This is a genomic window from Mycobacterium sp. NPDC049093 (assembly GCF_040704635.1).
Taxonomy (GTDB): domain Bacteria; phylum Actinomycetota; class Actinomycetes; order Mycobacteriales; family Mycobacteriaceae; genus Mycobacterium.
Window position 1 is genome coordinate 42,544 of record NZ_JBEZJS010000002.1, and the last position, 12,567, is coordinate 55,110.

Sequence of the window (12,567 nt, forward strand, 5' to 3'; positions counted from 1 at the left end):
AACAGCAAAGCTCGACCCCTATCCCTTGAACACGAATTCCGGGCGAAGGCCCCAGAGGATGATGGTGGTGGCCAGGTCCAACACCATGATCGTCACGAGACTCGTGCGAATGGCCCGTCCTGAAGCTTCCCCGACACCGACCGGTCCACCAGAAGCGAAAAACCCGTAGTAGCAGTGGATGATCGTGACCGCCGTGCAGTAGACGACCGCCTTCAACAGCGAGTACAGGATGTCTGTCGGCGTGAGAAACTGCACGAAGTAGTGGTTGTATGTTCCACCCGGCTGGTTATAGAAGATCCGGATCACGGTGTCCGAAGTGATAAAGCTGACCACCAGGGTAAGCAGGTAGCCGGGGATGACACAGAACAGTCCGCCGATGACCCGGGTACCGACGACGAACGGGATGGACCGCAACGCCATCGCCTCCGCAGCATCGATCTCTTCTGCAATGCGCATGGAACCGATCTCGGCGGTCATCCGACAGCCGGCCTGAGAAGCAAACGCCACACCGGCCACCAGGGGTGCCATCTCTCGAACGTTCCCCCAACCACCGATGACGCCGGCCAGCGCACCGAGACCGATCAGGTTGAGCGTCGCGAACGCCTCGATCGCGACGATCGCGCCGACCGTGATACCCAGGATCGCCAAAACACTGATCACGCCGCCGTCGACGATGATCGACCCTCGGCCCCACGCAAGGTTGTTGATCACCCCCATGGTCTCTCGGCGATAGCGTCGGACGGTGATCGGCAGCATCCAGAAAGTCTGCGCAACGAACGTCGCCCATTGTCCAGCCGACCGAAAGGTATTACGTACCGAGTTCAGCGGCGCACGAAGCACCCTCCGGTGAAGCGCGGGTGCTGCCGCCGACGTTCTTGTCGCCGTTGCCATCACGCCACTGCCATCGGAAAGAACATCGTCTGCAGCTGGGTGATCGCCAGATTGACGATGACGATGACGAGCACATTGAGCACGACCGAAGCGTTCACAGCGTCGGCGACACCACGTGGGCCGCCCGTGGCTTCCATCCCGCGTTGACAGGAGATGACAGCGACAATGAAGGCGAACATGAAGCCTTTGCCCATCGTGAACCAGACGTCGACCATCTTGGCGAAGGCACCGAACGACAGCCAGAAACTGCCGGGCGTGACGTCATTGACCACAGTCGCGATGACGAAAGCCGCACCCACACCCATCGCGATCACGATGACCACCAGGATCGGCGTGATGAGCAGAAGCGCCAGGAATCGCGGAACTACAAGCCGCCGCACCGGGTCGATCCCCAGTGTGCGCAGCGCGTCGAGTTCTTCCCGGATTGCTCGGGCGCCGAAGTCGGAGGCGATAGCTGCCGCAGCCGCACCACCCATCAAGAGCCCGGCGGTGACGGGCGCACCCTGCCGAAGCACCGCGACGCCGGTGGCCGAACCCACAAGCGAGTTCGCGCCGACCTCGTTCACCAGACCGGACAACTGGACAGCCACCATCGCGCCGAAGGGGATGGCCATCAGAACTGCAGGCAGTGCAGTAACTTTCAACAACGCCCACGCCTGGAGAATGAGCTCGCCGAACGGCAACTTCAGCGTCACAAGGTCGGTGACGGAGTACCGCAGCATCGCTCCAGCCAACAAGACGCCGCGGCCCGTCGTCGCCGCGCTCTTAGCGGGAATCGAGGCGAGCTTTGAGCCCCTCTTGGTAATGCCCGATCGAAGCGTGGTCGCGGCAGCGCCTACCCGCCCAGGCTGAGCGCGATGACCGTTACCGGCTCGCAGAGGCTCCGCCGTCCGGTCCAGCACCGAGACCGATCCGGCGAACTGCGCAGTCGCAGACATCGCCGACTCCTGATCCACACGGGAATCGGGACTGTCCGCCCCTCGATCCAAAGGACTCGTCAACGTTGGGCCTCCATACCGTGGACTGATGCGACGGCGACTACGGATAGTGCGCCTGGACTCTGCGTGCCCCGCTGTGCGACACCGCCAATGCGGTACACCGACAGGCACTTGGTGGCTCCGACGATCCGCGAGCTCACGCCTCGCCAGCTCGTCGCAGCTCCGGGCGGATACTGATTACTTCTAATTAAAATTAAAATTTGCGCCCAAAAAAATTTGACCTCGACGACCTTGGAAACCGCTGGAAAGGCCACGCTGCACACATAATCAACCATGCCCCGTCCCCTTCCTCGGAAGTCGCACTGTTGCTCACTTTGCCGCTGCCCCGAACGGCGGTCGCGGCCAGGCCATCTCGATTCGGGCTCTGATGGTATGGCGTAGCTCATAGTGAGTCAACCCGTGTGAGCTCCACTACCGGAACTCGTGGCCTTTGCGTGTTCCCGCGCAAGCAAAGCAGTCGTGCCATCTGCGACCAGCCCGATTCCCACGAAAGCTCCTGGGAGGAATCGCATTTCGATTCTCACTACGCTCACCTGCCCATCAACCTCCAAAACAGCTACACCGAGCACACGTTGCCACCGCAGCGCGTTGAGACGACGGACCCCGGCCGACCCGCACGCTCACTCCCACCCCGCTCAGGATGTCGGCTTCCCCAGGTACCCCGCCACGAGCCGCTCCAGCGCTCCTCGAAACATCGCGTCCTGAACACCCGCCATGGCGAGGCGATCCCGCACTCGGTGCACTGCGGGCGCTTCCTCACCCACCTTCGACAGTTGAGTGCGTGCAGCACGGGACGACCGATAGAGCGCACAGCCGAGGGTGAGGCTGAACGCAGCCACCAGCAGATCCGACGCCGACCCATCGTCCATCCCGTTGCGCTGCAACAACTCCAGCACCCGGTCAGCGATCTGCGCCGCGACCGGCCCCTCCATCGGGTTGTCACCGACCGCGCGCGCGAGACCCGGATGATCACGTAGAAGTTCGTACAGACCGTTCAGACAATGGGACAGTTCGTCCATCAGCGGTCCCGATGGGTCCGCCAGGGGTACGACGCGAAGCGACTCGTCGATCACCACATCGACCAGGCCCGACTTGTCCGGCAGGTATCGGTAGATCGCCATGGGAGTGACTCCTAGTCGTTGCGACAGTCGACGCATGCTGAGCGCGTCGATGCCGTCAGCATCGGCGATCTGCACGGCCGCACGAACCACTACTTCACGACTGAGCCCTGCCCTCCTCATCCACCGCCCCTCCTTGGCCGGTCCGAAATACGCGCCCTTGCGCGTTCGGAAGTATACACCGTAGAGTCATTTTTTATTCCCTCTTCGAAACGTGATCGGAGTCTCGATGCGGCCTGACGCCGTACCAGCGCACACCGGACCAAACGCCCTGAACGGCGTTTCTCCGGCAAATGCCACGTGGAGTTCCATCAACCTGGCTGAGGCCGTACCGGGGGTGATGACGCCGCTGTGCGCCAGCGTGTGGGTTCCGGCCAGTGAACTAGGCCTGCGGGAGCCATTCGTGGCAATGGGAGCACTGCCGGTCCGACGTGGGCACATCCCAGCTGACCCGATGGGGCGTATCACCAACGCATTCTTCGGCAGGATGGCCGTCCGGGTGGACTTTCTCTGCGAGATGGGCGACCTCATCCCCGGCCAGTCTGGTGAGGCATTGGCGCGGGACTTCTTTGGATTCGTGCCTCCGGACTTCCACAGTTCTCCCTCGAATCGGCGGCTACCGTTCATCGCCGCGCGGTACCCCCGAACCCTTCTCACTATCGGTAGACGTATCGAGAAATTGCGTACCGAAACCGACCGATGGTGGCGACGCGAAGTCGCGACCATGAATGGTCTCAACCTCGCCCTTTCCCAGAGGGCCATTGGGGAAGCGCGGAACCGGTTCTTCGATGCGCTCGCTGCCCAAGCGGTGATCAGTGCCACGCTGATCCAGCCCCTCCAGGAGCAGTTGGCGACGATGAGTTCGGCTGCAGGCGTCGATCCCGCCGCCCTACTGCGAGGCGCCTCGCACGAGGAGGGCGCAGTTCTGCACGATCTCTGGGCGGCGTCACGTGGGCATCTGACCGTCGAGGAGTTCGTCCTCCGCCACGGCTATCACGGACCCGGGGAAGGTGAAGTGGAGACGCGGGTGTGGCGTGAAGATCTGGACACCGTGCGCACCCTCGTAGAGCGCTACCGCGCTAAGCCCGATTCCGAATCCCCGAACGCAGACGCGGCCGATCGGGTCGTGATGCGTGAGAGCGCCGAACGGGCATTGCTTTCCTCATCAAGCCGAGCCGGAGTCGCGCGCGCCCGCATCGTGTTGAAGCTGGCCCGTCGATACATCCCGCTGCGCGGCACCGGCAAGGTGTCCTACCTCCAGTGCATCGACGTGCTGCGTGCCGGAGCCCGCCACATCGGCGCCCTCCTGGCGGAGGCGGAACGGATCGATGATCCGGAAGACGCCTTCTATCTGACCGCCGATGAACTGTCCGGGCCCACGCTGACCGATCCCCGCGCCGATCTGCGCCAGATTGTCGGCGCGCGCCGCGAACTGCGCCTGGAGTATCAGGCGTTGACTGTCCCCAGCGCGTGGACCGGAACCCCCGAACCACAAGCACTGGAGACGCAGGCCGCCGGTTCGGTGACATCGTTGTCGGGTATCGGCACCTGCTCCGGGATCGTGGAGGGCCGCGCCGTCGTGGTGATCGACCCCGCTGATGCTGATGTGGACGACGGAGACATTCTGGTCGCCCATACCACCGATCCGTCCTGGGTGTCGCTTATGTTCCTCAGCGCGGCGCTCGTGGTGGACATCGGCGGCATGATGAGCCATGCCGCCGTCGTCGCTCGCGAACTCGGAATCCCTTGCGTGATGAACACCGGCAACGGCACCTCCATCCTGCGCACCGGCGACCTCATCCGGGTCGACGGTGCGGCCGGAACAATCGAAGTGCTGACGCCAGCTGCCGCGTCCTGAAGTTTTTCGGTCACCGATCACACCAATTGCATTACGACGAAAGGTTATTTGATGAGCACCGCGACAAGCACCGACATCTCGCCCAACGCCGGGGGCGCCGCTGCCTGGGGGCCGCTGTCTACGGCGATCCACGCCGACGCGGCCGGTCCATCCGACCCGACCTGGAAGGACAACGCCTACCTGTCCTTCTGGGATGTGGCCGGCAACATCTACGGCAGCATCCACGTCTCGACGTCGCCCAACGACTCCAAGGCGCGTCGAGCGCGGTTCTCCCTGCAGGTGGACAACCAGATCATCGAGATCATTGAGCCGCTTCCGCTGGGATCCTTCGCCAGTGAATCCATCTCGTTCGGCCTGGACGGCACCATCACCGTCGACCACCCCGATTTGAAGGTTTTACTCGGCAACGCTCCGCTCTGGGTTCCCGCTGATTTCGCGCTCAACGAGCTCATTCCTCCGCTGGTTCCCGGCAAGCCGCTGCAGCATTACCAACAGGCTTGCACCCTCCGCGGCACCATCGAGCACGGCGGGCGTACCTGGACGCTCGATGCGACCGGAATGCGCGACCGCACATGGGGTTTCCGCGATGAGGCGGCGCAGTGGATCGAATACGCCGGCCTGGTGTGCGTCATCGGCGACAGCTTCGTCTCCGCGATGAAATTCCTCGGCACCGATGGAAGCCTGCGCGCAGACGGCTACTGGGTCGACGACAACGGCGCGGTACTCATCACCGATATGGGTTTTCGCCGCAACGCCGCCGCACAGTTCCTCTCCAGCACCATGACTTTGGCGGACGGCCGCGAGAAGACCGTCACGATGTCGAACCGTCTGGCCGGATTCTTCGTGCCCATGGGCCGCGACACCGACGGTCCCGCCTTCGGCACCTACGACGATTTCATGACCCTGGCCGATGGTGAGGCCGAAGGCGCCGGCTTCGTCGAACAGGGCATCGTCCACCGCGTGTTCTGACGGCTAGCACACACCGGCCGACGATACCGACAAAGGAGTTCAGCATGGACATCGAGCGACTTCGGCTTCTCCGGGCGCTTCGACTCAAGGGGCGAGTTCTCGCAGCAGATCTTCCGGCTGCGGCCGGCGTCACGGCAGTCCAGAGCGACGATTACATCAAGGAATTCACTTCTGACAATCTTGTCGAGGAAGTCCGGGGGCGCCTAAAGCTCACGCCACAGGGCCGAGACCAACTGGACGAGACGCTGGTGGCCGAGCGGAGCACGGTCGACCACGAAGCGCTGGCGGCGTTGTACACCGAGTTCGATGAGCACAACAGCGCGCTGAAATCGCTGATGACGCGATGGCAACTCAAGGGCCCAGACACGCCCAACGACCACACCGACCCGGAGTACGACCAGGCGATCGTGGATGACCTGGTCGCGCTCGACGCCGAGTTCACACCGCTGGTGGACCGCATGGTCGAGGTCGCGCCGCGGCTGGGACACTACCCGGCCCGGTTGGCCAACGCGCTCGATCGCGTGACGGCCGGCGATCATTCATGGTTCGCAAAGCCGCTGGCCGACAGCTATCACACGGTCTGGTTCGAGTTGCATGAGGACCTCATCGGTCTGGCCGGCCTGTCCCGGATCGAAGAAGCAGCGGCAGGGAGAGCCGAATGAGTGTTTCCACCGACCACCTCGCCGATCGGGTACAGCCCTTGCGCGGCGACGGCACGCTCACTCGCGAGATCGCGGGCGGTAAGGCGTGGAGCATTCAGAACATGTTGGCCTTGGGTATTCCGGTGCCCCCGGCGTTCGTCGTGACAACTAACGTCTGCCGGGACTACCACGCCGGCGGAAGGGAATTTCCGTCGGACCTGATCGATGAGGTCCGACGGGCACTGCAGCGCGTGGAGGAGCAGACGGGACGCAACTTCGGCGTGCCCGAGCGACCGCTGCTGGTGTCGGTGCGCTCTGGCGCAGCGATCTCGATGCCGGGGATGATGGACACGGTCCTGAACCTGGGCATGACAGCGGACATCGAGAGGGCGCTGGCCGTCGAGACCGGCGACCCGGATTACGCGGCGGACACCCGGCATCGCTTCGTCGAACAGTTCGAGAAGGTAGTGGGCACAACTCCGCCGGATGAGCCGTGGGCCCAGCTCGAACTCGCGATCCGTGCCGTGCTCGATTCGTGGCATTCCAAGCGCGCCGCCGCGTACCGGCGTTCGCGCAACATCCCCGAGGATGGTGGGACCGCTGTCACGGTGCAGGCCATGGTATTCGGCAACTTGGACGACCAGTCAGGCACCGGTGTGCTCTTCTCCCGGGATCCGCTGACCGGCAACGCCGACCCCTACGGCGAATGGCTGCCGCGCGGTCAGGGTGAGGACGTGGTGTCTGGCCGCAAAGATGCGTTGAACCTTCAGGAACTCGGCACGTCCATGCCGGCGGTGCATCGTGAACTGTTGGCTGCCACCGAGATACTCGAGCGCAACGGTCGCGACGTTCAGGACATCGAATTCACGGTGCAGTCAGGACGGTTGTGGCTGCTGCAATCCCGCTCGGCCAAACGGACCCCGCGGGCCGCCCTGCGAAGCGTCGTGCACCTACAGCGCGACGGGATCATCAGCGTCTCCGAGGCGCTCGATCGCGTACAGACCGAACATGTGCACGCAATGCTCCGGCCCCGTTTGGACCCCAAGGCTGTCTCAGCATCACCCCCGGTAGCCGCGGGCAAATCAGCATGCCCAGGAGTCGCAAGCGGGCTTGTGGTCACCGACGCCGACATGGCCGAGCAACTCTCCGATGAGGGGCTAGCCGTCATCCTCGCGCGCCCCACCACTGACCCAGATGACGTCGCTGCGATGTCGGCGGCGGTGGCGGTGCTGACCGAACTCGGCGGATCGACATCGCATGCCGCGGTCGTGTGTCGCGAGATGGCGATTCCCTGCGTGGTGGGGTGTGGGGTCGGCTCCATGACCGACCTCGCGGGCAAGATCGTCACCGTCGATGCCGAGGCCGGGACTGTCCACCTCGGTGAGTTGCCAGTGCAGCCGCCCGTGGCGTCCGACGACGACGACCTCCAGCTCATCGAAGGCTGGTTTCGGGACGTCCTCGGCGAAGACGACCCCGCCGTCACCCTGCTTAGTCTGGTCGATGGTTACCACCGTCGCATCGGAGCGCAATGACGACCGTCGATTCCATGCTGCACACGCTGGACTCAAGCAGTCCCCGTGCTCAGCAAACGTGGACGACCGGAAACGTGGCCGAGGCTTTCCCCGGCGTCTTCAGCACGCTGGGGCTCGGCTTCGTCTTCAGACCCATGGAGCTCGCCTTCCGGCGCATGTTCTACGACCTCGGGGTGTATTCCGCGAACGAGGTCGAGGTTCCTGCCAGGATCCAGGATTGTTTCTGGTCGGTGTTCGACGGGTGGGGCGCCGGAAACATCGACAAGTTCCGCGACATCGCCAACCGGATGCCCGGAACCTCCGCCAGCGCAGTGGAGCAGCAGCTCTTTGGCTATGCACGCCCGGAAACGGTCGATGCCAACACAATCCGACGTTATCCCTTCATCATCGCCAAGGCGCCGCGCTGGCTCATCCGAACTCCGAGACGTCACGACGCCATGTTCGCAGGTCTGCGAACATGGCGGCGCGGCGTGATCGACCGCATCCCCGAGATGAACGAACGCGACTGTGCCGCGACCCTCGCCGACGCCCAAGCACGGTTCGAAGATGTGATGAGCATTCACATGGGCGTCGCCATGGTGAGTTCGTCATTGGCGGAGAAGGTCGCGGACATGGCGAGGAAGGCCGGCCACACCGGCCTGGAGACCGCGCTGCTGTCCGGCGTGGGTTCCGACGAGAACGAGGTAGCGCACGACCTGTGGGCACTGGCTCACGACGAGATCAGTCTCGGCGAATTCAATGGCCGGCATGGTTATCACGGCCCGAATGAGGGCCAACTGTCCGGCGTCACCTGGCGCGAGGATCCCACGCCAGTACTGGCACGGCTCGCCGACTATCGCCTCATCTCCGCGGACAGCCCCCGCGCGCCGCGGCGCCGCGGCGCCAATCAGCAGGACACACGTGAGGACGCGCTACGCCGATTGCTCAGCGCCAGCCCGCGGGCCAAGCGACCGGCTGCGCAGGTCCTCGTCAGGACAGCGGCACGTTACCTCGCACTGCGCGAACAGGGTAAGGCCGGCTATCTGATCACCATGGATGTCGCCCGCGCGGCGGCCCGGCGCATGGGTGAGATCCTCGCCGTTCGCGGAGTCATCGACGAACCGGAGCACATCTTTCATCTCGGATACGACATGGTGCTGGCGGGAGTCAACACCGATCAACGAGAAATGGTTGCCAAGAGAATCGCCAAATACACAGCTCGGCAGGCGATTCGGCTGCCGAAATCGTGGTCGGGCCAGCCAGTGCCCATCGTGGTCGATGACCAGGAGCGACAGCAACTGCTTGCCGGCCACACTCTCAGTGGCGTGGCGGCCAGCGGCGGTGTGGCCGAGGGGCGAGCCCGCGTGGTGCGCGACCCGGACGGCGTGGAACTCGAAGACGGGGACATCCTGATCTGCGAGACCACCGACCCGGCTTGGGTTCCGCTGTTCCTGGTCGCCGGTGGCGTTGTGACCGATCACGGCGGCCTGCTCAGCCATGGCCCGATCGTGGCGCGTGAACTCGGAATCCCTTGCGTCTGCGGAACCGAAGACGGTAGTCGACGGATCGCCGACGGCCAATTGGTTCGAGTCGACGGGGACCGCGGTGTGGTGACCGCACTCTCACCAGCCGTGAAATCGGCCGCTTCCGTCGATTAGGTCATCAGGTCGCGGCAATGTCGGTCTCAACTAATTGCTCACCGCGTTGCCCCATGCCTGAAAGGCAAGCGCCGCAGAATATTTCGCGGCACATTCTCCGTCGATGGCATTGACCAATGCCATGTACACGCTGTAGACATACACAATGACCAACGAACACCGCGCTGTCATAGACGATCTCAGCGCCTATCTCATTGCGGGGCGGGTGGTTTCGGCCCTACCTGAGAACCACATCGATCAGACTGCGGCCAGAACTGTGGTCCAGGGCATCCAGGACGGGGCCGAAGCCGAACAGTTGGGCTTCGCCAATGTCTATCTGTCGGAGAGATGGAATCTCAAAGAAGCTGGTGTCGTCCTCGGCGCAGTGGGTGCGCGCACCACTCGCGTGGGCCTAGGCACCGGACTGGTCTCGCCGGCACGTCGGCATGTCCTACACATGGCCGCGTTCGGCGCCACGATGCACGCCGCTTTCGGCCCCCGGTTCCTCCTGGGACTCGGTCGAGGCGACCATGCCTACTTGCGGCACGAAGGCCTGCAGACGGCCGGTTTTGCCGGCGTGGTCGACTACGTCAAAATTCTGCGGCGGCTGTGGGACGGGGAGGTCGTGTCCTACGACGGACCGGCGGGAACGTACCGCGACATCAAGCTGGGAGACATCTACGTCGGCCCCGCACCCAAAATGCTCTACGGCACCTTCGGGATGCCCAAAGCCTCGGCAGCCGTTGCCAGGGCCTTCGACGGCGTCATCCTGCCCCCGATGATGTCTCCCGATGCCACATCCCGATCAGTGACACGGCTGCGACAGGCCTGCGAAACCATCGGCAGGGATCCACACTCCCTGCGCATCGTCCAGTGCGTGGTCACCGCGCCCGACCTCGACATCGACGAGGCCCGTGCGCTGGCCCATGCTCGAGCCGTGACTTATCTGCAAGCACCTGAATACGGCGCTGCACTGGCAAAAGTCAACGAATGGGACCTTGGGCCGGTCGAAAAGATCCGCTCCGAAGTCGACCGCATGCAGAATGGAGCGGGAGATGAATTGGCGGACACCGCGTTCCATCGTATCCAATTGATGGACGTGGCCCGTCTCGTGCCCGACGAGTGGATGGACGCGTCCTGTGCGTTCGGCACCGCAACCCAGTGCGCCGACAAATTGCGGGAGTTCAAACAGGCTGGCGCGGACGAGATCTCCACCTACGGAAGCACACCCGGCCAGAACGCCGATGTACTCGCCGCTTGGCGCCGGACGACGACTGCGGTGAATCGATGACTCTCGACCTACACGCACCGAACCCGATGCACCGAGTATCAGGTCCCCATGACGCGTGGTCGACCATCAACACTCGGGAGAACTATCAAGGTGTGATGAGTCCGCTCGGCGCCACGCTGTGGCTGCCAGTCAGCGACTTGGCCGTCAACGGCACGTTCCACGACCTAGGAGTGCTACGCCCAGACGAGGTCACCGTGGCCAGGACTCCGGCCGAATCCTCATCCACCGTCTTCTACGGTCGATTCACCGCCAGTATCAACTACTTCCGACGCGTCAGTGACCTCATTCCCGGCCAGTCGGGTGCATCGTTCGAGGAACAGATCTTCGGGTCCTCACGCGCCGACGCGCCGGACACCAAGTCCAAACGCCGGTATCCGATCGTGGCGGCGAAGGCCCCTGTCACGATATTCAGGCTGCCCAAGCGCATCCGCCGGATGTCCGGCGAGGTGCATGCTTGGTGGAGACTGGCGACCACGCCCGCGGGGATGGCCCGCTCGGTCGATGTCCAGTTCGCTCAGGCGCTGAAGATGCTCGAATACTCGATGCGCGAGCACGTCACGCTCACTTTTGTAGCGCAAGGCCTCTTCGACGCGCTGGACAAGCTCGCGGTCTCCATCGAACGACCGGGACTGCACTTGGAGCTGTCCACCGGTTACGGGCAGATGGTTGAAACGCAGTTCGTCGCGGCGTTAAACGATGTGGCCCTGGGTAAGTCGACACTCGCCGCGTTTCTCGCCGACTACGGCTACCGGTGCGCCGGGGAGATCGAGGTGTCCAATCCGTCCTGGCGAGAAAAGCCCGAACTGGTACAGCGGATGGTCGAAAAATACCGGTCCGCGCCCACTCGGCAGGACCTCGCCGCACAGGCCGCAGAACGCACGCAGACGCGACTGGCAGCAGAGCAGGTTCTGCTCTCATCGCTGCCGAGGGCCAAGCGACCCGCGGGTCGTCTGCTATTGAAGCTGGCCGCAACTTACATTCCGCTGCGTGAAGAAGGAAAAGCCGCGCTGGCAATGGCTTTCGATGGGGCCCGCGCGGCGTGCGGAGTCCGCGGACGCGAGTTGGTCAGCGAAGGCGTCATCGACTGTGTGGACGATGTGTTCTACCTGACGATGGACGAGATCAGGGGTACGCCTCCACTCGACGCTCGCAGCCTGATCGCAACACGCCGCGCGCTCCGGCAAGCCTACGAGCAGATGGACGTACCGGACGCGTGGGTCGGCCAACCAGTACCGGTCGAATTGCCGGCCGTTCAGGTTGGTCGGGTGGATAGCGTGACCGGAGTCGCTGCCGCCCATGGCGTCGCCGAAGGCCTGGCCCGCGTTCTCAACAGCGCCGACGATCTCGATGATCTCGAGCCCGACGAGGTCCTGGTGTGCCGAACCACCGACCCGTCCTGGGCGTCGGCGTTCCACCTGGCTGCGGGTGCCGTCATCGACATCGGATCGACCGGATCCCACGGTGCCATCGTGGCCCGCGAGATGGGCATGCCCTGCGTGATCGGAACGGGAAACGGCACGCACTTGCTGCGCACCGGTGATCTGTTACGCGTAGACGGTGGTACTGGGGTGGTCACGGTTCTCCAAGCCGCGACGTAATCCGGCGGGGTAGCCTCGCGCGATGCCATTTTCACCGACCCCGACCCCGACGGTA

Annotated in this window: 10 protein-coding genes; 7 read left to right on the forward strand and 3 right to left on the reverse strand. The window is 63.8% G+C overall.

The features are described 5' to 3' along the window. Positions 1-18: 18 nt before the first annotated feature. From AB0876_RS05830 to AB0876_RS05840, 3 genes are all read right to left on the reverse strand, one after another. Positions 19-756 carry an ABC transporter permease gene (locus AB0876_RS05830; protein ID WP_234814790.1) on the reverse strand — a complete coding sequence of 246 codons (738 nt, stop codon included), beginning with the start codon at positions 754-756 and terminating at the stop codon, positions 19-21. A 134-nt stretch (positions 757-890) separates the two neighbouring features. Next, complete coding sequence (locus AB0876_RS05835) at positions 891-1,829, reverse strand: MlaE family ABC transporter permease (RefSeq protein ID WP_237165683.1); 939 nt, start codon at positions 1,827-1,829, stop codon at positions 891-893. Positions 1,830-2,524: 695 nt separating this feature from the next. Continuing rightward, positions 2,525-3,130 carry a TetR/AcrR family transcriptional regulator gene (locus AB0876_RS05840; protein ID WP_036446610.1) on the reverse strand — a complete coding sequence of 202 codons (606 nt, stop codon included), beginning with the start codon at positions 3,128-3,130 and terminating at the stop codon, positions 2,525-2,527. 286 nt (positions 3,131-3,416) lie between these two features. Between AB0876_RS05840 and AB0876_RS05845 the strand changes: the two genes are divergently transcribed. The 7 genes from AB0876_RS05845 (at position 3,417) to AB0876_RS05875 (ending at position 12,512) form a co-directional block, all read left to right on the forward strand. After that, entirely contained in the window at positions 3,417-4,865 is a 1,449-nt protein-coding gene (locus AB0876_RS05845; protein WP_234814795.1) for a PEP-utilizing enzyme, read from the forward strand. 51 nt (positions 4,866-4,916) lie between these two features. Beyond that, positions 4,917-5,834: a DUF7064 domain-containing protein gene (locus AB0876_RS05850; RefSeq protein ID WP_051577038.1), complete on the forward strand. Its 918-nt coding sequence runs from the start codon at positions 4,917-4,919 to the stop codon at positions 5,832-5,834. 44 nt (positions 5,835-5,878) lie between these two features. Further along, a complete protein-coding gene (locus AB0876_RS05855) occupies positions 5,879-6,496 on the forward strand; it encodes a hypothetical protein (protein ID WP_036446609.1) in 618 nt (205 codons plus the stop codon). Then, entirely contained in the window at positions 6,493-8,007 is a 1,515-nt protein-coding gene (locus AB0876_RS05860; RefSeq protein WP_036446608.1) for a pyruvate, phosphate dikinase, read from the forward strand. The genes AB0876_RS05855 and AB0876_RS05860 overlap by 4 nt, the downstream gene beginning before the upstream one ends. After that, positions 8,004-9,644: a PEP-utilizing enzyme gene (locus AB0876_RS05865; protein ID WP_234814791.1), complete on the forward strand. Its 1,641-nt coding sequence runs from the start codon at positions 8,004-8,006 to the stop codon at positions 9,642-9,644. The genes AB0876_RS05860 and AB0876_RS05865 overlap by 4 nt, the downstream gene beginning before the upstream one ends. A 145-nt stretch (positions 9,645-9,789) precedes the next feature. Next, a complete protein-coding gene (locus AB0876_RS05870) occupies positions 9,790-10,914 on the forward strand; it encodes a TIGR03857 family LLM class F420-dependent oxidoreductase (RefSeq protein ID WP_036446607.1) in 1,125 nt (374 codons plus the stop codon). Positions 10,915-11,009: 95 nt separating this feature from the next. Beyond that, a complete protein-coding gene (locus AB0876_RS05875; protein ID WP_234814792.1) occupies positions 11,010-12,512 on the forward strand; it encodes a PEP-utilizing enzyme in 1,503 nt (500 codons plus the stop codon). Positions 12,513-12,567 lie beyond the last annotated feature (55 nt).

Excerpts from the sequence above, each read along its gene's own strand:
- AB0876_RS05835 (WP_237165683.1), bottom strand. The coding sequence starts at position 1,829 with ATGTCTGCGACTGCGCAGTTCGCCGGATCGGTCTCGGTGCTGGACCGG.
- AB0876_RS05855 (WP_036446609.1), top strand. The coding sequence starts at position 5,879 with ATGGACATCGAGCGACTTCGGCTTCTCCGGGCGCTTCGACTCAAGGGG.
- AB0876_RS05850 (WP_051577038.1), top strand. The coding sequence starts at position 4,917 with ATGAGCACCGCGACAAGCACCGACATCTCGCCCAACGCCGGGGGCGCC.
- AB0876_RS05865 (WP_234814791.1), top strand. The coding sequence starts at position 8,004 with ATGACGACCGTCGATTCCATGCTGCACACGCTGGACTCAAGCAGTCCC.
- AB0876_RS05870 (WP_036446607.1), top strand. The coding sequence starts at position 9,790 with ATGACCAACGAACACCGCGCTGTCATAGACGATCTCAGCGCCTATCTC.
- AB0876_RS05845 (WP_234814795.1), top strand. The coding sequence starts at position 3,417 with ATGGGAGCACTGCCGGTCCGACGTGGGCACATCCCAGCTGACCCGATG.
- AB0876_RS05840 (WP_036446610.1), bottom strand. The coding sequence starts at position 3,130 with ATGAGGAGGGCAGGGCTCAGTCGTGAAGTAGTGGTTCGTGCGGCCGTG.
- AB0876_RS05860 (WP_036446608.1), top strand. The coding sequence starts at position 6,493 with ATGAGTGTTTCCACCGACCACCTCGCCGATCGGGTACAGCCCTTGCGC.
- AB0876_RS05830 (WP_234814790.1), bottom strand. The coding sequence starts at position 756 with ATGCTGCCGATCACCGTCCGACGCTATCGCCGAGAGACCATGGGGGTG.
- AB0876_RS05875 (WP_234814792.1), top strand. The coding sequence starts at position 11,010 with ATGAGTCCGCTCGGCGCCACGCTGTGGCTGCCAGTCAGCGACTTGGCC.